We start from the raw sequence: 16,704 nt of genomic DNA on the forward strand, positions 1-16,704 counted from the left end.
GTGACTATGGCACAGGCCATGAAAATCGCCATCGTGGATGATGAACAGGACATGCGCCAGTCGATTAGCCAGTGGCTGGCTCTGTCGGGGTATGACACGGAAACCTTCGCCAGCGCCGAAGATGCGCTCAAGGTGCTTGGTCCGGAATATCCGGGGATCGTGATCTCTGACATCAAAATGCCGGGCATGGATGGCATTCAGCTTTTGAAGAAATTGATGGGCGCGGATAGCACATTACCGGTGATAATGATCACGGGTCACGGCGATGTTCCAATGGCCGTCGAAGCCATGCGGGTGGGTGCTTTTGATTTTCTTGAGAAACCGTTCAATCCTGACAAGATGTCTGAACTGGCCAAGAGGGCCAGCAACGCACGACGTTTGACACTGGACAACCGGGCGCTGCGCCGCGAATTGTCGGGTGGCACTCAGATCATGAACAAGCTGATTGGTGCCAGCCCCGTCATGGAACGCTTGCGCGAGGATATTCTTGATCTGGGGCAGGCCGATGGTCACGTTCTGATCGATGGTGAAACGGGGACCGGGAAGACTTTGGTGGCGCATGCCTTGCACGCTGTCGGGAGCCGGGCGGGCAAAAAGTTTGTTCTGGTTTCTTGTGCCGCGTTGGAGGAGGAAGCGCTGTCGAAGCGCTTGTTTGGCCCGATGCTGCCAGAGGATACTCAGTTGCCTGCTATCGAAGAAGCACGAGGCGGGACATTGGTTTTGGAGGATGTCGAAGCGCTGAGCGATACGCTGCAGGCGCGTTTGCTGAGTGTTATGAACGAACAGGGGACGCCTGCGGAAACGCGGATCGTTGCGATCTCGAATCTGCAGGAGGCCGGCAAGACATCCGAGGATGTTTTGCGGCCTGACCTGTTCTACCGGCTTGCAGCCTTGCGCATCACGATGCCGCCGCTGCGTCAGCGCGGCGAGGATATCTTGACTCTGTTTACGCGTTTGAGCGAACAGTTTGCCGAGGAATATGGTTGCGATGCACCCCAGGTCAGCGCACAAGAAGCGGCGCAGCTATTGCAAGCCCCTTGGCCAGGGAATGTTCGTCAGTTGATCAATATTGCCGAGCGCGCAGTGCTTCAATCGCGACGCGGGTCAGGGACCATTGCGTCGCTGCTGATGTCCGATCATGAAGAGATGCAGCCCGTAATGACCACCGAGGGCAAGCCGCTAAAGGAATATGTCGAAGCTTTCGAACGAATGCTGATCGACAATACGATGCGCCGTCATAAGGGATCGATCGCATCCGTGATGGAAGAGCTTTGCCTGCCGCGCCGAACTTTGAATGAAAAGATGGCAAAGTATGGGTTGCAGCGCTCGGATTACCTGTAGGCCGGAGGGGGGGGCAACCCCCTCTTGAGCCTTGGGCTCAATTCACCCACGAGAAATTTTCAGCCAGATGAAGAGATCCTGTGCTGTGATCTGCGGGTGTTATTCAGTTTGCCCATTGTCTTTTCTACAGGACTGCTTTTATTGTGTTCGGACGGGCCGGGCGATTTGACGCCCAGAAGTCCCGAATCATTGAGTTTCGCTGCTGATCTGCTGCTGAGGATCATTTCCACGCAGTTCAGCAGGCCGATTGTGCCCCAACCGGGGCAACTGAGTACCTGAACCCGTTCTGGCGGGTGAAAGGAATAATGGGCAGGCCGCGGCCCTATCCCGCGCCTGTCGGAGAAGAACCGCGATGACGCGCGCGCAACGATTGAGTATACGGGCAGGGGGCCACAGTGCCGCACCCTGCCGCGCGCCGTCTGAAATCGCCCGTACAAGACACCTCCCCAAAAGCGCCTGTCCGCCTGGACGGGTCAGGACAACGCGTTTGGCGCGGTGCACCAAGGACACATGGCTAAGAAAATGCTTATCGATGCCACCCACGCGGAGGAAACCCGCGTTGTGGTGGTCGATGGAAACAAGGTTGAGGAATTTGACTTTGAATCCGAAAACAAACGCCAGCTTGCTGGCAACATCTATCTTGCAAAAGTAACGAGGGTTGAGCCGTCGCTTCAGGCGGCTTTTGTGGATTATGGCGGGAACCGGCACGGGTTTCTGGCGTTTTCTGAGATTCATCCGGATTATTATCAAATCCCAGTCGCCGACCGCGAAGCGCTGATGGAAGAAGAGCGCGCTTATGCCGAAGCCATGAGGGCGCGGGATGAGGCGGAGGAATCCAAACCCAAAAAACGTCGCTCGCGCTCACGCAGCAAGGCGGCAGATGTGAAAACGGATGACCCGGTCGAAACCCTCGAAGTTTCGTCCGAACCCACCGGTATGGAAACCATCGATCTGGGAGATGAAACTGAGGAGACCGATCTATCGGTTCCCGAGGGGACTTCGCCCATGGAAACGGTTGCTGAGACCCCTGTAGAGGAACCGGCCGACGAAGCAGTTGACCAGCCGGAAGAGACCGCGATTGAGCAGGTTGCCGAGCAAGAGGCACCCAGCACGGAAGGTACCTCTGAGGAGCAATCCGAAGCTGTAGCGGAGGATGTCACAGAAGGAGCATCCGAAGAGACTGCCGAGGATGCGGCTCAAGAAGAGGCCGTTGAGGGCTCTGTTGACACGGAGACCTCGGAGGAGGCTGATCAAGATGTGGACGAGAGCGAGGAGGCCAAGGCGCCGGACGCTGCCTCGAAAGACGACTCGATCGAATCCGTAGCGGATGAGGATGATAGCGAGGATATCCGTCCTCCGCGTAAACCGCGCCCACGCCGGTACAAGATTCAGGAAGTCATCAAGGTGCGCCAGGTTTTGCTGGTGCAGGTGGTCAAAGAAGAACGTGGCAACAAGGGTGCGGCGCTGACCACATATCTTTCGTTGGCTGGTCGTTATTGCGTGCTGATGCCAAACACGGCGCGCGGTGGAGGGATCAGCCGCAAGATCACCAACGCGGCTGACCGGAAGAAATTGAAGGACATCGCCTCGGAGATCGACGTACCAACAGGTGCGGGTCTGATCGTGCGCACGGCAGGGGCCAAGCGCACCAAGTCAGAGATCAAGCGCGACTATGAATACTTGCAACGTATGTGGGAGCAGATCCGCGAACTGACACTGCAATCCATCGCGCCGGCAAAGATTTACGAAGAAGGCGATCTGATCAAACGATCGATCCGCGATCTTTATAATCGTGATATCGATGAAGTTCTGGTTGAAGGTGAGGGCGGGTATCGCATCGCCAAAGACTTCATGAAGATGATCATGCCGTCCCACGCCAAAAACGTGAAACGGTATGAGGATGCGCTGCCGCTGTTCGCGCGTTATCAAGTGGAGAGCTATCTGGCGGGGATGTTCAACCCGACGGTTCAGTTGAAATCGGGTGGCTACATCGTTATCGGCGTGACCGAAGCCCTGGTGGCAATCGACGTGAACTCGGGTCGGGCGACCAAAGAAGGCTCGATCGAGGAAACTGCGCTGAAAACGAACCTAGAGGCCGCAGAAGAGGTGGCACGCCAATTGCGTCTGCGCGATCTTGCAGGCCTAATCGTCATCGATTTCATTGATATGGACGAGCGTAAGAACAACTCGGCTGTTGAAAAACGCTTGAAGGATAAGCTGAAAACAGATCGCGCCCGTATTCAGGTGGGCCGGATTTCGGGCTTTGGTCTGCTTGAGATGAGCCGCCAACGTCTGCGGCCCGGTATGCTTGAAGCGACGACACAGCCGTGCCCATCTTGCCATGGCACCGGTCTGATCCGATCGGATGACAATATGGCGCTGTCGATCTTGCGCCAGATCGAAGAAGAAGGCACTCGCCGCCGTTCGCGCGAGGTTCTGGTGAGGTGTCCGGTCAGCATCGCCAACTTCCTGATGAACCAGAAACGTGAACATATCGCTCAGATCGAGGCGCGGTATGGTTTGTCGGTGCGCATCGAAGGGGATGTGCATCTGGTTAGCCCTGATTTCTCGATGGAGAAGTTCAAAACCGCCAGCCGCGTTGTTCCCGAGGCTACTGCCCCGGTGGTATCGGTGGATGCGTCCCTGATGGATTTGGTCGACGCCAGCGAAGAGGAAGAAAGCGAAGAAGAAGTCACAGTACAGAACGAGGAAGAGGCCAAGCCCAAGCGCAAGCGTCGTCGGCGTCGGCGCAAAAAGAACGCGGGCGGTTCGGAGGCGTCTGATAGTGATACTGACGAAACTGAGGCCGAGAATAACGCTGAGGCGGCTGAACGGGCTGAAACTGTTGAGACCGTGCAGGCCGAGGCTGAACCGGTTAATGAGGAAGCGGCTGAGAAACCAGCCAAGCCCAAGAAGCGTCGGGCGCCGCGTCGCCGGAAAAAGGATGCAGATGCTGACACCGATGCCAACGAAACTCAGCCTGCCACAGATGACACGGCGGCTGAACAGGCGAGCGAACCAGTTGCCTCCACAGTTGAGGTTTCCGACGCCGAACCAGAGCAAACCCCAGAAACCCAGAACCCCGGGGAAGCACCCGAACCTGAGGTTGCCGAGGCTCAGCCAGTAGAAGCTTCTGAACAGGCTGAACCGGTGGCCATAGAGGCCGAGGAACAGCCAATAGAGATTGAACCTGACGTTGTTGAGACTGAGACCCCGGAGCCTGTCTTGGAGGTTGTGACGGAAGAACCTGAACCTGCGCCAGCCAAGCCAAAGCGGCGCGGGTGGTGGTCACTCGGGCAATAATGAAAAGGCGGGCTCATTGGCCCGCCTTTTTCTTTAATACTATCGTGAAGAGTCGCTAGTCGGATTTTCGGATCAAATAGATCTGATGACCATCTACACTGTCTTGTGAAATGAGCGTGTGACCCGCCTCAGTACAGAAATGCGGCACGTCGATTATCGCCGCCGGATCATCAGCAAGCAGGCGCAGGACGCCACCTGCAGGCAAGGATTTAAGCCTTTTTCGGGCCTTGAGGACGGGAAGAGGGCATAACAATCCCAGCGCATCTAATGTATCTGTCTCATCTGTCATTTGGTTGAGATATTTCCAACAAGTGGCACTGTCCAGCGTGCAACCACGAGGATGTGACCGAATGGCCCCGTGACGAAACCCACTTGATACCATATGTGCTGATCCATGTTCGGAATTGAGATCATCGATGCAGGTCTTTTACCTGCCATGTTTGTCGCCTTGCTCGGCGGGCTGATCAGCTTTTTGTCGCCCTGCGTGTTGCCGATTGTGCCCCCCTATCTAGCGTATATGAGCGGCGTGACCATTCACGAGATGCAGGACGAGGCGCGTGCGCGGCGCAAGGCGACCCTGTCGGCGCTTTTCTTTGTTCTGGGTCTGTCGACGGTATTTCTTCTGCTGGGCTTCACAGCATCGGCCTTTGGGGCGTTCGTACTCCAGAATCAGGTGCTTTTTGCTAAATTGTCAGGCGCGGTGGTGATTGTTTTTGGCCTGCACTTTCTGAATGTGTTCCGTATCCCTCTGTTAGATCGCGAAGCGCGCGTTGATGCGGGAGAATCCGGTGGTTCCGTATTCGGGGCCTATATTCTGGGCCTGGCGTTTGCTTTTGGCTGGACGCCCTGCATCGGTCCTCAACTGGGGGCAATCTTATCGTTGGCCGCGTCAGAGGCGTCTGTCGCACGCGGCACGTTGTTACTAGGTGTTTATGCTGCAGGGCTGGGTATTCCGTTTCTTTTGGCCGCAATGTTCCTGAACCGTTCCATGGCCGTTATGAACCGTATCAAACCTCATATGGGTACGATCGAAAAGGTGATGGGTGGGTTGCTATTGTTCGTCGGTATCATGTTGATCACTGGGCTGTTCACGGAATTCAGCTGGTGGCTGCTTGAAACATTTCCAGCTTTGGCGAATTTTGGTTAACCCTCTGGCGCTAAACGTGGATGGTTAAACGGCGGGTCTTACCTTGACCTTGCCGCTGCGCTAATCTGCGGATCAGAGGGCCGGGTCATGAGCAGTCAACAAACCCAACCACAGGTGCGCAAGCGCCGGGTGTTTTATATACCCGGCTATGATCCGATTCCCCCACGCCGCTATCGCGAACTCTATCGAAGAGAGAGCCGTTCCCAGGCCGCGATATCTGGCTACGAGATCGATGTGATCGGCAAAACCGATGGTGGAGCCTATGGTTGGCGCGTTCTTTCACATCAAGACGGTGTATCTGTTGAGACCGAGATCGAGGTTTTGGTTTGGGCTGATATCGTTAAGGACAGCATGGCGCGCTCGATACTGGCGACGTATTTTCAGATGGTACAAACCGCCTGGATCTACATATCCACGGGAACGCTTTGGCGCCTTATGCAATTGCGTAAGGGTCCGGTTATCGCCGCACTATATCCGGTAGGAATGTTATTGGCTCAACTTGCGCTGGCTCTGCTGATTGGGTGGGGTGTTGCCGTTGGGTTAGGCACGTTCATGTGGTGGTGGTCTGTGCTGCCTGCTGCTATGGCCATTTACGCTCTGATGCGCTGGTTTCGAGCGATCGACAACCGATTGTTCGCCTATTACCTGATGCATGACTATGCGCATTCCGCACGTTTAAAAGGTGCATATTCACCTGAGCTGACAACGCGGCTTGACCAGTTTTCAGATCAGATTTCGCAGGCCCTCGGATCTGACGTTGATGAGGTTTTGGTGGTCGGCCATAGCTCTGGGGCTCATCTTGGCGTGACAGCCCTGGCTGAGGTTCTAAGGAGGCAGGGCAAGATCGGCGGGCCGGCCTTGTCATTCCTGTCATTGGGGCAGGTCGTGCCGATGGTTTCCTTTTTGCCAAAGGCCCGCGCATTGCGGACCGATCTGCAATATCTCTCGGGTAGCGAGGGACTGGCTTGGGTCGATGTTTCAGCACCCGGAGACGGCTGCGCCTTCGCTTTGTGTGATCCAGTGGCGGTTAGCGGAGTATCGCTACCCAACAAATGCTGGCCGCTGGTACTGTCTGCAGCGTTCACTCAAACTCTTTCACCCAAGCGCTGGAAAAAGCTCAGGTGGCGGTTCTTTCGGCTGCATTTCCAGTATCTGTGCGCGTTCGATAGGCCCAATGATTACGACTACTTCAAAATAACCGCGGGCCCGCAAACGCTGGGAGAAAGGTTTGCTAACCGAACACCTTCGCGTTCACGCATTGAACGCGCCATTTCGAAACACACTACGGTGGCGGCATGAGGCCACCTAAACCTGCTTCACGACCCGACAAGGTTTCACTCTGGCGGTATATGCGTTTGTTTCGACAAGACCTTCTGTCGGCACAACCTCAACGTTTGTATCGGGCCTGGATGGCTGAGTTTCGGACGCCTTTCTTTCGATCGTTCCTGATCAACCAACCGGAACTGATCCGCACTGTGTTGAAAGATCGACCCGATGTGTTTCCCAAATCAAGCCGCATCAGCGAAGGTTTGCGCCCGCTGCTGGGGCAGTCCGTGTTTCTGACCAATGGGGCGGTCTGGAAGCAGCAGCGCAGGATCATCGATCCTGCGTTTGAAGGTGGCCGATTGAAAGACACATTTCCTGCGATGGTAGATGCGGCGCAAGCTTGCGTCGACAGGCTTGGGGTGCGCATTGGGCAGGACGTGGAATGTGAAGAGATCACCAGCCACGTGGCCGCAGATGTCATATTTAGAACCCTGTTCTCGGTTCCGATTGAGCATGAGGTAGCTGCGCAGGTTTTTGAAAAGTTCAGGATCTATCAGCGCGAACAACCTTTGTTGAACCTGGCAGCCTTTGTACCGCTTCCCAGATGGGCCCCCCGGTTACATTCGCGCAAGACGCGTCAGACCGCCCGACAAATACGCGCTCTGATCAGCCAACTAACACTTGATCGGGCAGCAGCAATCAAGAACGGAACGGCACCTGATGATCTGGCCACAAAGATCATGACGACTAACGATCCAGAGACAGGCAAATGTTTTGACGCGCAAGACATGGTCGATCAGGTCGCTATTTTCTTTCTCGCGGGGCATGAAACCAGTGCATCGGCGTTGGCATGGGCCCTGTATCTACTGGCCTTGTATCCCGATTGGCAGGATAAGCTGGCAGAAGAGGCACAAGCGCTGGATACACCCGAGTTCTCGGCCATGTCCCACCTACGACTTAGCCGCGACGTATTTCGTGAGGCGCTGCGCCTGTATCCGCCTGTTCCAATGATGGTGCGTGAAGCCTCCTGTCCCGAAAAATTCCGTGACAGAGATATCCCGCAAAAATCTCAGATCGTGGTCAGCCCCTGGCATTTACATCGCCACGAACGCTTATGGGACAGACCAGACGAATTTGATCCCGGGCGATGGGCAACAGAGAACGGAAAGGCCTGTCAGCGCGACGCCTACATCCCATTTTCTGCCGGCTCACGGGTTTGCACAGGTGCGGGGTTTGCCATGGTTGAGGGTCCACTCATACTGTCGATGCTGCTACGTCGATATCACTTCGAAACAATCGAAGGCAATACGCCCGTACCGGTCGCACATCTGACCGTCAGATCAAAGGATGGGATTTGGTTGCGCCTAGTTGAGCGCTAACAAACTACCATCGTTCGTCGGCTTGCTGTATGCGGTTGGAAAATGCGGAATCATATTGAACGGGAATGAGTTATGTCGAAAGCAGAACAGCGCGCGCAGATGTCCGAAGGCGCAGGATTTATTGCAGCCCTGGATCAAAGCGGCGGTTCAACCCCGAAAGCACTGGCTTTGTATGGCGTTGATGCCTCTGGGTATAACTCGGACGAAGAGATGTTCGGAGAGATCCAGAAGATGCGCGCCCGGATCATACTGGCAGAAGATTTCACAAAGGAGAAAGTGATTGGGGCGATCCTGTTCGAACGAACGCTGGGTGAAGAAATCGAAGGCAAGAAGGTCGCAGATTACCTGTGGTCGGTCAAAAACATCGTGCCATTTCTGAAGATCGACAAAGGGCTTGAGGATCAAGCCAATGGCGTTCAAATGATGAAGCCTATCCCGGGGCTAGTAGAAACCCTGTCCAAAGCGGATGGCGTTTTCGGAACCAAGGAACGCTCGGTCATCCACGAAGCCAATGCGCAGGGCATCGCGGATGTTGTTGCACAGCAATTTGAAGTGGCCCGGGTCGTTACAGACGCAGGCATGGTGCCGATTGTCGAGCCCGAAGTGAACATCCATTCGGAAACCAAAGCCGAGGCCGAAGACATCTTGAAATCAGAAATCCTGAAGAACCTCGATCAATTGGCCGAGGGGCAGGAGGTGATGCTGAAGCTGACCATTCCAAGTCAGGCCAACTTGTATGACGAGGTAGCCGACCACCCACGTGTCCTGCGCGTGGTTGCGCTGTCGGGTGGATATTCGACCGAGCAGGCTTGTGACCTGCTCGGCAAGAACGGCAAGATGATCGCGTCTTTCTCTCGCGCGCTGACTGAAGGCTTGTCCAAGCAACAATCCGATGCGGATTTCAATGCAGCGCTCGGAAGCAATATTGACAATATCTACCGCGCCTCGATCTGATCGCAGGAGATTTTATTCTGGCTTGATGAAATCGCGGCGCATTTGTGTCGCTTTTTCGCGCATGGCGCATCCAACTGCGTGATCATTAATCAACCCCATGGCCTGCATGAAGGCAAACACGGTCGTAGGACCGACGAATTTCCAGCCGCGTTTTTTCAGATCTTTCGACATCGCAATGGATTCTGCCGAAGTGGATGCGCTTTGCGGGGCAGGTGGCGTCTCAGGCTCGTACCTCCAGACATACGCTGCCAATGATCCTTCAGCTGCGATTAGGTCCTGCACGCGACCGGCGTTATTGATCACGGCTTCGATCTTGCCGCGGTGACGTACAATGCCTTTGTCGTCCAGAAGACGATTGATATCTGCATCAGAAAACTCTGCTATCTTGTTGAAATCAAAGTTTCTAAATGCTGCTCTGAAATTCTCGCGTTTTGACAGAATGGTGCGCCAGCTCAGGCCCGACTGAAAGCTTTCAAGGCATAGTTTTTCAAACAACCGTCTGTCGTCGGAAACGGGATATCCCCATTCGTTGTCATGATAGTCGAAGAATTCAGGGGCGGCATTGCACCACGCGCACCGAGGTTTTCCATCTGGGCCCGTTGCCAAATCGCTCATGAATGTACCCTTTTTGTTCCCCGCGAGGATAAGCGACGAGATTGGCTGAAATCAAGCAATCATTCAGTTTGACGATACCAATTTAGAATGAACACGCGAATGGCCGAAGCTAGCCCGGTTTCAGGATCACGTTCTGCATCAATATTTGCCGCCAGAACATTGATTGGAATATCTTTTTTCCGCGCAATGTCACGGAATGCCTGCCAGAATTCATCCTCAAGCGATACGGATGTTCGATGACCTTGCAAGGTCAGAGAGCGTTTGACAGGCCGCCCGCTCATTCGTCGACCTTGTGACCGTCGAGGTCGTGGCGCTGGCGCATTTTCTCCAGCCTTACCAAAGTTTTCTCGGATTTGGTCTGTCCGTGTTTCGCAGCGTTTGCATCTGCACGGGCCTTCTTTTCGGCCCGCGCTTTCTCTTTTCGATACCGGTTCAGGTTGACCGGCTTGCCCATCAGTTCTTGGGCCCGATCATCTTCTCAGGGCGGACAACTGCGTCGAAGGTTTCTTCATCGACAAAGCCCAGTGCAATCGCTTCTTCCTTGAGCGTCGTGCCATTCTTGTGCGCCGTCTTGGCGACGGTCGTGGCGTTGTCATACCCGATGGTGGGGGCCAGAGCGGTCACCAGCATCAACGACTCTTTCATCAGTTTATCGATGCGCGGTTCATTGGCTTTGATGCCTAGTAGCATCCGTTCGGTAAAGCTGTCGGTCGCATCACCCAATAGTTGGATGGATTGCAACAGGTTATACGACATCATCGGGTTATAGACATTCAGTTGGAAATGTCCTTGCGAGCCAGCAAACTTCATTGCTGCGTCATTGCCCATCACGTGCGCGGCCACCTGTGTCAACGCTTCGGCCTGGGTCGGATTGACCTTACCGGGCATGATGGACGAGCCGGGTTCATTCTCGGGCAGGATAAGTTCGCCTAGCCCCGAGCGGGGACCCGAACCTAACAGACGGATATCATTTGCGATTTTATAGCAGGATCCGGCGATCGTGGCCAAAGCGCCGGACAAGAAGACCATGGCGTCATGAGCGGCCAACGCTTCGAATTTGTTTGGTGCAGTAACGAAGGGAAGGCCGGTGATTTCGGCCATATTCCTAGCGACAGCCTCGTCCCAACCGTCATGCGTATTCAATCCAGTACCAACGGCGGTGCCACCTTGTGCCAGTTCATAAATGCCAGGCATCGAGGCTTCGACCCGCGCAATGCCCTGACGAATCTGATGCGCGTAACCGCCGAATTCCTGTTCCAGTGTCAGCGGGGTGGCGTCCTGTGTGTGGGTGCGACCGATCTTGATGATCCCGGCGAACTCTTTCGCCTTGGCCTCCAGCGCAGACGCAAACTTCTCGAGCCCAGGCATCAGCACATCTCGCACACTCATTGCGGTGGCGATGTGCATAGCAGTAGGAAAGGTATCGTTCGAGGACTGACCCATGTTGCAATGATCGTTCGGATGCACTGGCTCTTTCGAGCCGACCACGCCACCCAGAATCTCGATCGCGCGGTTTGCAATGACCTCGTTCGAGTTCATGTTGGATTGAGTACCCGACCCGGTTTGCCAGACGACCAAGGGGAAGTTGTCATCAAACTTACCCTCGAATACTTCTCCTGCGGCCTGAATAATCGCGTCAGCGATCTTATCATCCAACTTGCCCGTTGCCTTGTTTTCCATTGCGCAGGCCTGCTTGATCACGCCCAGCGCCCGTACGATTGCGACGGGTTGCTTTTCCCAGCCAATTGGGAAGTTCATGATCGAGCGTTGTGTTTGTGCGCCCCAGTATTTGTCGGCGGGCACCTCAAGAGGGCCAAAGCTGTCGGATTCGGTACGGGTTTGAGACATCGGTCGCTCCGGTCTGGTATGCAGTCGTATGCCGTTTAACCGCAGCGGGGCTGAGGCGCAATCGGCCAGTTGAGCGCACCATAAACCTAGGCCAGACAAAGGTATAGACGAAGCGCCGCACCAATTAATTTCTGTTAGCGAAAACAGTGCCATTGTGCGCAGACGGACTAAAGTTAGAATGAAGTTTCATAGAGGACGGAGTCAGCCATGCGAGTATCACTTATGAACAGACCCCTGCATGCGGTTGCGTTGGCGTTTGCCGCATGTATCTGGCTGGCCGCATCTTTACAGCAAGCCAACGCGACCAACATTGAGCCTTTTGTCGGCGATTATACTGGATCCGCCGAAGTTGTTGACGCCGATGGTACTTCGACGCCTCGGGATATGAGTGTTTCAATCCATGAGATTAAAGGTGGTTTCAATGTAAGTTGGACCACCACGACCTACAAAGCAGATGGGCGCATCAAGGATGAGAAATATTCGGTTGATTTTCAAAGCTCGGATCGTGCGGATGTTTATTCTGCCGCGATGAAACGCAACGTTTTCGGGCACGAGGTGCCGCTTGACCCGATGAAAGGTGAGCCATTTGTCTGGGGTAGGATTGAAGGCGACACTCTGACCGTATTTTCGTTGTTCATCGCAGAAAATGGGGGCTACGAGTTGCAACAGTTTGACCGGACCTTGGCAGATGGCGGTCTGGATCTGTCATTTTCGAGGTTCCGGGACGGAGTCAAATCACGCTCGGTCGAGACATTTTTGAAAAAGAAGTAAGCCCCACATAAAGCGGGGTTTTATCTGATCACTTGCGGAAGCTATCCAGCGAAACAACATCCGCATCATGATGCTGTGGTTCCGGTTCTTCTGCTTCCAGTTCGATTGGGGCTTCATCCGCCACAAAGACTTCGTCGTCCTCATCCTCGGGGCTTTCAAAGCGCAAGCCAAACTCGACCGAAGGGTCAACGAAGGTTTTTATTGCCATATACGGTATGTACAGCGGCTCAGGCGCATCGCCGAAATTCAAGGTGATCGAAAATCCTTCATCGCCGACTTGGAGATTCTCGAACCAATGCTGCATGACGATCGTCATTTCACCGGGATACCGCTCTCGTAGCCAGTCAGCCAGTTCAACGCCTTCATATCGTGTATCAAAGGTGATGAAGAAATGATGTGCTCCGGGCAGGCCAGTCTTGGACACATCCGTCAGGACGGTCTTGATCAGGCCCCGCATGGCCGTGTGCATCAGATTCCCGTAGTCGATGTCTTGCGACATGTTTGATCCTCGAAAGTGGTTAATACCAGCATAGTTCATTCGGACGGAAACGAAAGGCCGTGCTGGGCTGTATTGGTCACAAAAACTGCAACCCGATTCCGGCCAGAACCATAATTCCTAATGTGGTCGCTAAACCGGATTTCATACGGAAAATCAACAGGCCAGCTAGCACCGTAAGAACAAGCGCCCAGATATCGAGCGTAGCAGGATCGGGCAGGGGGATTGACACAGGTCCGAATGACCAACCGGGGAGAGAGCCAAACAGAACGTTCAACCCAAACCACACGGAGAGGTTGAGAATCACTCCGACAACCGCAGCCGTGATGCCGTGCATAGCGGCCCCAAGCCGAGGGCGTGCTGCAATTCTGTCCAGTTGTGGCGCCGCGAGGAAGATCCAGAGGAAGCAAGGAACAAATGTCGCCCATAAAGCGACAACTCCGGCCGCTAGTGCAAGTGATGGCCCTCCGGCAACCTGTCCAGTCAGCATCGCCACAAATTGCGTCACAAGGATTAGAGGTCCCGGCGTGGTTTCGGCTAGGCCAAGCGCGTCGATCATCTGATCCGTACTGATCCATTGGTATGTGTCCACAACGGTCTGGGTCATATAGGCCAGCACCGCATAAGCTCCTCCAAAGGTGACGACGGCAAGACGGGCAAAAAACCAACCCAAGTCGCCGAGCAGTTCCTGCCCTGACAATTGCAGTAAAAACAAAGGTCCCAGCCACAATATGAGCCAGAATACTGCCGTTTGAACGGGTTTACCTAATGCCGGGCTTGCCTGGACGGCTGTAGGAGCTTGGCCTTTGGACGTGGCAAAGCCCCAAAGGGCCGCGCAGAAAATGATCAGAGGGAAGGGCAGGTTGAACAGAAATATTCCAAGAAACGCGAGCCCGGCGATCATCTGATGTTCGGTATCGGTCAACGCCTTTTTCGACAGATTACGCAAGGCTTGAAGAACGATGATAATGACGGTGGCCTTGATGCCCAAAAACCCCGCCTGAACCAGTGACAATGTACCATACGCTGCATACAGCGCTACAAGTATTGCAATGACCAGCGCCCCGGGCAGGACAAACAAGCCACCTGCAATCAAGCCCCCGGTCACACCACGCAATCGCCAACCCGAGTATGTTGCCAGCTGCATGGCCTCGGGCCCCGGCAATAACATGCACAACGAAAGCGCACGCAGATAGGTTTGCTCGTCCAGCCAGGGGCGTTTCTCGACGAGTTCCTGATGCATCAGTGAAATCTGCGCCGCTGGCCCACCAAAGGACAAAAGCCCGATACGCCCGAAAACGCTGAACAACTCACGGTACGATGGTGTCATTTCCCGTGACCTGCTGGCCAGTCATGTGTTTCACCAGATCCATCCCGCGCCCATCGATAAAGCGCATCGTAGATATGCAGACCAGCCTCCAGTTGTTGCTGATCGTCCCGATATTGGCGCGACAGTCCGACCGATATTGCCAATAATCCAGCAGCTTCTGGCGCTAAATTATGCCTGTTGGTGTCAGCCGCGCGTATTATGGTGGCCAATCGGTCCATTGGTTCGGAATGCAGGTTGAACACGTCCAGCATGGTATCGAAGGTGCATTTCTCACCGCGATGGCTCCAGTCGACACCTTCAACGTCAAAGGGAGTGGCGCCGAAATGCTCCGCCACTCCCTGTATTTCGCCGGGCGCCACAAAAAGGAAGCGCGCTTGAGCGTCGACAAACCTTCGGATTAACCAAGGGCACGCAATGCGATCAATCTTGGGGCGATGTCGTGTCACCCAAATCGTACCGCCCTGGGCAATCTCAGGCAGGGCAGAAACAGGCACGGAGGGTGCCCCTGGCAGATCGCGCCAGGCAAACATGCCTCCCTCAAGATATTCGGACATTACGCCTTCGGATTGCAACCAAGAGACGACACCCTGGCTTAGTTTCTTGCCTTTTTGGCAAATCACAACAGAAAAGCGATCTCCGATCCTTTCTCTGATTTTGTCAACATCTTTGAAGGAACGACGAATAGCGCTCGGAACAAGCACAGGGTCGTCCGCAAAATCCGCCTCGGTTCGCACGTCGATAAGGACAGGCGCCCTGGGCGTACCGATTAAGCGAAGCAGTTGTCGGGGTGTTATTGCATTGGGGGCAGCCATTGCATGTTTCCTTGTGGCTTTGGATACATGCGAACTTGGGCTGCCGCCTCACGGGGTGTTCGCAAGCTTACCCCTTGAACCTCTGCTATCGCGTGGATGCGGTAGGGGTCAAGCTTGCGGTTGTGGTTTAACCGACCCAGTCCAACCTTTGCCCAGTCATGCAAACCGGAAGCGTATCCTGCGGGAACTGCCCAAGCTGTTCGAAGAGTGAAATGAAATCGAACTGATTATACGCCTCGACCATTTTATCCCCTTTGAATCGGGCCATGACTTGCCCGGTAACCTCTAATGGTGCGCCGTTGTCAGCCCGAAATGTGCGGACGTGAAGAACTCCGGACACCCAATCACCGTTTTCAATGATTTTGGGGAGGTCGACCTTGATTTCGCCCAGCACATGTCGGAAGGCCATGACCAGATCGCGAAAATCATCGGCCCCAACTTGCATTTCGGGGATCAACCCCTCGGCCATCGTGTCTGGAGCAAAAAACTGATCGATTGCTTCGGTATTGCCCTGTTCCCAAACCTCAGAATACCAAGCCCTAAGCCTGTCAGAATTCGTCATCTTAACCCTCCTGTCGCCTGGACAGAAATGTGGGACAAACAAGTGAATAAATCCTGAATCTCTAATGAGCTATGAGCAATAAACAGACATAACAGGGAAAATGCAGGTTTCTGTTGCCAGGTACCTGCGAACCCCGCCTTACGCGGCTAGGCGCAAGGGCTTAAGTTTCGGTCTTGCTACTGCTTACGCAGCAACTGCAACCGGAGCACGATTGTCGTTTGCAATTGTACTATTTTCGCCGGTAACGGTGGCAGACAGCCGAGACAAAGCTAACCCCTTTAGACGTTCGTCGATCCTGTTTCGGCCCCAAAATCCCCAAACGAAGGATGGTTGGTGGAGCCGCCGGGTACCGCCCCCGGGTCCGATCCGCGTATTACGAGCGCGTTTATGTCCATAGTCCCGAGGGACCTCTCTTATATAGGTGAGGTGACGATGGGATGCAAACTCGGAATGTGGGCTATGGGGTGGTTTTGTTTCAATGGGTTACGATGCTCTGTTCATGTTTGCCAGAATAAGCCAGATGGCGAGAACAAGTTCGATTCCACCAAAAATCAATGCTTTCGCCAAAGGTGGATGATCGAGAGCAACAGAAACGAATCTGCCAAGTGCTGCTCCAGAATAGACTATCCCTAGCATCACATAAGCCATTGGATTGTTAAGCCACAGCACCGCAGCGCCGGTGACTACAAACAGCCCACCAACCGAGGCGCGCATTTCACTGAGACCCATGGTGCTTTTGGTCGGGACCAGATCCAATGCGTTAGCAGTATGCGCAGGTGCCAGGAAACCAAATAACCCGAAAGCAATTGTCAGCAAGGCGGCAACTACATTGAGGACAGTGATCATTTTCACCTCATGTTTCTATTTCAAACCTCTGATA

17 protein-coding genes and 1 other RNA gene are annotated in these 16,704 nt (G+C 54.4%); 7 read left to right on the forward strand and 11 right to left on the reverse strand.

The annotated features are described in order from the left end of the window. The first annotated feature begins 6 nt into the window (after positions 1-6). Both ACRZ91_RS02740 and ACRZ91_RS02745 read left to right on the forward strand, forming a co-directional pair. Positions 7-1,341, forward strand: coding sequence for a sigma-54-dependent transcriptional regulator (locus ACRZ91_RS02740; protein WP_010439922.1), 1,335 nt, complete (start codon positions 7-9; stop codon positions 1,339-1,341). 510 nt (positions 1,342-1,851) lie between these two features. Next, positions 1,852-4,644: an Rne/Rng family ribonuclease gene (locus ACRZ91_RS02745; RefSeq protein ID WP_480902425.1), complete on the forward strand. Its 2,793-nt coding sequence runs from the start codon at positions 1,852-1,854 to the stop codon at positions 4,642-4,644. A gap of 55 nt (positions 4,645-4,699) precedes the next feature. On the opposite strand, the gene ACRZ91_RS02750 is transcribed toward ACRZ91_RS02745, so the two are convergent. Further along, positions 4,700-4,933 (reverse strand): sulfurtransferase TusA family protein, encoded by a 234-nt coding sequence (locus ACRZ91_RS02750; protein WP_170469979.1) that lies wholly within the window; start codon positions 4,931-4,933, stop codon positions 4,700-4,702. A gap of 105 nt (positions 4,934-5,038) precedes the next feature. On the opposite strand from ACRZ91_RS02750, the gene ACRZ91_RS02755 reads away from it, so the two are divergent. From ACRZ91_RS02755 to ACRZ91_RS02770, 4 genes are all read left to right on the forward strand, one after another. Continuing rightward, a complete protein-coding gene (locus ACRZ91_RS02755; protein WP_010439928.1) occupies positions 5,039-5,791 on the forward strand; it encodes a cytochrome c biogenesis CcdA family protein in 753 nt (250 codons plus the stop codon). Between the two features lie 87 nt (positions 5,792-5,878). Next, on the forward strand, positions 5,879-7,090 hold the full coding sequence (locus ACRZ91_RS02760; RefSeq protein ID WP_480902427.1) for a hypothetical protein: 1,212 nt from the start codon (positions 5,879-5,881) through the stop codon (positions 7,088-7,090). After that, positions 7,087-8,436 carry a cytochrome P450 gene (locus ACRZ91_RS02765; protein ID WP_480902430.1) on the forward strand — a complete coding sequence of 450 codons (1,350 nt, stop codon included), beginning with the start codon at positions 7,087-7,089 and terminating at the stop codon, positions 8,434-8,436. Before ACRZ91_RS02760 ends, ACRZ91_RS02765 begins: the two co-directional genes overlap by 4 nt. Before the next feature lie 72 nt (positions 8,437-8,508). Beyond that, entirely contained in the window at positions 8,509-9,390 is an 882-nt protein-coding gene (locus tag ACRZ91_RS02770) for a fructose bisphosphate aldolase (RefSeq protein WP_170770755.1), read from the forward strand. A gap of 12 nt (positions 9,391-9,402) precedes the next feature. Here ACRZ91_RS02770 and ACRZ91_RS02775 read toward each other — a convergent pair whose 3' ends face one another. From ACRZ91_RS02775 to fumC, 4 genes are read right to left on the reverse strand one after another with little or no spacing between them, the layout of a single operon-like run. Beyond that, positions 9,403-10,005 (reverse strand): DNA-3-methyladenine glycosylase I, encoded by a 603-nt coding sequence (locus tag ACRZ91_RS02775; protein ID WP_480902433.1) that lies wholly within the window; start codon positions 10,003-10,005, stop codon positions 9,403-9,405. Positions 10,006-10,064: 59 nt separating this feature from the next. Next, positions 10,065-10,286 (reverse strand): ribbon-helix-helix domain-containing protein, encoded by a 222-nt coding sequence (locus tag ACRZ91_RS02780; protein WP_010439936.1) that lies wholly within the window; start codon positions 10,284-10,286, stop codon positions 10,065-10,067. Next, positions 10,283-10,459, reverse strand: coding sequence for a DUF4169 family protein (locus ACRZ91_RS02785; protein WP_480902436.1), 177 nt, complete (start codon positions 10,457-10,459; stop codon positions 10,283-10,285). Before ACRZ91_RS02785 ends, ACRZ91_RS02780 begins: the two co-directional genes overlap by 4 nt. Continuing rightward, the gene (gene fumC / locus ACRZ91_RS02790; protein WP_480902438.1) at positions 10,459-11,853 is read right to left on the reverse strand and encodes a class II fumarate hydratase; all 1,395 of its coding nucleotides are present in this window, start codon (positions 11,851-11,853) and stop codon (positions 10,459-10,461) included. Before fumC ends, ACRZ91_RS02785 begins: the two co-directional genes overlap by 1 nt. A gap of 207 nt (positions 11,854-12,060) precedes the next feature. On the opposite strand from fumC, the gene ACRZ91_RS02795 reads away from it, so the two are divergent. Then, positions 12,061-12,624: a hypothetical protein gene (locus ACRZ91_RS02795; protein WP_480902441.1), complete on the forward strand. Its 564-nt coding sequence runs from the start codon at positions 12,061-12,063 to the stop codon at positions 12,622-12,624. Between the two features lie 28 nt (positions 12,625-12,652). Here the strand turns inward: ACRZ91_RS02795 and ACRZ91_RS02800 are convergent, their stop codons facing one another. From ACRZ91_RS02800 to ACRZ91_RS02825, 6 genes are all read right to left on the reverse strand, one after another. After that, positions 12,653-13,123, reverse strand: a complete 471-nt coding sequence (locus ACRZ91_RS02800; protein WP_480902444.1) for an SspB family protein — start codon at positions 13,121-13,123, stop codon at positions 12,653-12,655. Positions 13,124-13,199: 76 nt separating this feature from the next. Beyond that, a complete protein-coding gene (chrA, locus tag ACRZ91_RS02805) occupies positions 13,200-14,450 on the reverse strand; it encodes a chromate efflux transporter (protein WP_480902447.1) in 1,251 nt (416 codons plus the stop codon). Then, the gene (locus ACRZ91_RS02810; RefSeq protein ID WP_480902449.1) at positions 14,447-15,262 is read right to left on the reverse strand and encodes a chromate resistance protein ChrB domain-containing protein; all 816 of its coding nucleotides are present in this window, start codon (positions 15,260-15,262) and stop codon (positions 14,447-14,449) included. Before ACRZ91_RS02810 ends, chrA begins: the two co-directional genes overlap by 4 nt. Before the next feature lie 127 nt (positions 15,263-15,389). Continuing rightward, on the reverse strand, positions 15,390-15,824 hold the full coding sequence (locus ACRZ91_RS02815; RefSeq protein WP_480902451.1) for an ester cyclase: 435 nt from the start codon (positions 15,822-15,824) through the stop codon (positions 15,390-15,392). Between the two features lie 99 nt (positions 15,825-15,923). Next, positions 15,924-16,271: a transfer-messenger RNA gene (gene ssrA, locus ACRZ91_RS02820) on the reverse strand. 36 nt (positions 16,272-16,307) lie between these two features. Further along, positions 16,308-16,670 (reverse strand): DUF4345 family protein, encoded by a 363-nt coding sequence (locus ACRZ91_RS02825; RefSeq protein WP_170539524.1) that lies wholly within the window; start codon positions 16,668-16,670, stop codon positions 16,308-16,310. Between the last annotated feature and the right edge of the window lie 34 nt (positions 16,671-16,704).

The organism is Ruegeria sp. O11 (assembly GCF_056535285.1).

Excerpts from the sequence above, each read along its gene's own strand:
- ACRZ91_RS02760 (WP_480902427.1), top strand. The coding sequence starts at position 5,879 with ATGAGCAGTCAACAAACCCAACCACAGGTGCGCAAGCGCCGGGTGTTT.
- fumC (WP_480902438.1), bottom strand. The coding sequence starts at position 11,853 with ATGTCTCAAACCCGTACCGAATCCGACAGCTTTGGCCCTCTTGAGGTG.
- ACRZ91_RS02810 (WP_480902449.1), bottom strand. The coding sequence starts at position 15,262 with ATGGCTGCCCCCAATGCAATAACACCCCGACAACTGCTTCGCTTAATC.
- ACRZ91_RS02785 (WP_480902436.1), bottom strand. The coding sequence starts at position 10,459 with ATGGGCAAGCCGGTCAACCTGAACCGGTATCGAAAAGAGAAAGCGCGG.
- ACRZ91_RS02825 (WP_170539524.1), bottom strand. The coding sequence starts at position 16,670 with ATGATCACTGTCCTCAATGTAGTTGCCGCCTTGCTGACAATTGCTTTC.
- chrA (WP_480902447.1), bottom strand. The coding sequence starts at position 14,450 with ATGACACCATCGTACCGTGAGTTGTTCAGCGTTTTCGGGCGTATCGGG.
- ACRZ91_RS02815 (WP_480902451.1), bottom strand. The coding sequence starts at position 15,824 with ATGACGAATTCTGACAGGCTTAGGGCTTGGTATTCTGAGGTTTGGGAA.
- ACRZ91_RS02775 (WP_480902433.1), bottom strand. The coding sequence starts at position 10,005 with ATGAGCGATTTGGCAACGGGCCCAGATGGAAAACCTCGGTGCGCGTGG.
- ACRZ91_RS02740 (WP_010439922.1), top strand. The coding sequence starts at position 7 with ATGGCACAGGCCATGAAAATCGCCATCGTGGATGATGAACAGGACATG.
- ACRZ91_RS02800 (WP_480902444.1), bottom strand. The coding sequence starts at position 13,123 with ATGTCGCAAGACATCGACTACGGGAATCTGATGCACACGGCCATGCGG.
- ACRZ91_RS02755 (WP_010439928.1), top strand. The coding sequence starts at position 5,039 with ATGTTCGGAATTGAGATCATCGATGCAGGTCTTTTACCTGCCATGTTT.
- ACRZ91_RS02745 (WP_480902425.1), top strand. The coding sequence starts at position 1,852 with ATGGCTAAGAAAATGCTTATCGATGCCACCCACGCGGAGGAAACCCGC.
- ACRZ91_RS02750 (WP_170469979.1), bottom strand. The coding sequence starts at position 4,933 with ATGACAGATGAGACAGATACATTAGATGCGCTGGGATTGTTATGCCCT.
- ACRZ91_RS02770 (WP_170770755.1), top strand. The coding sequence starts at position 8,509 with ATGTCGAAAGCAGAACAGCGCGCGCAGATGTCCGAAGGCGCAGGATTT.
- ACRZ91_RS02765 (WP_480902430.1), top strand. The coding sequence starts at position 7,087 with ATGAGGCCACCTAAACCTGCTTCACGACCCGACAAGGTTTCACTCTGG.
- ACRZ91_RS02795 (WP_480902441.1), top strand. The coding sequence starts at position 12,061 with ATGCGAGTATCACTTATGAACAGACCCCTGCATGCGGTTGCGTTGGCG.
- ACRZ91_RS02780 (WP_010439936.1), bottom strand. The coding sequence starts at position 10,286 with ATGAGCGGGCGGCCTGTCAAACGCTCTCTGACCTTGCAAGGTCATCGA.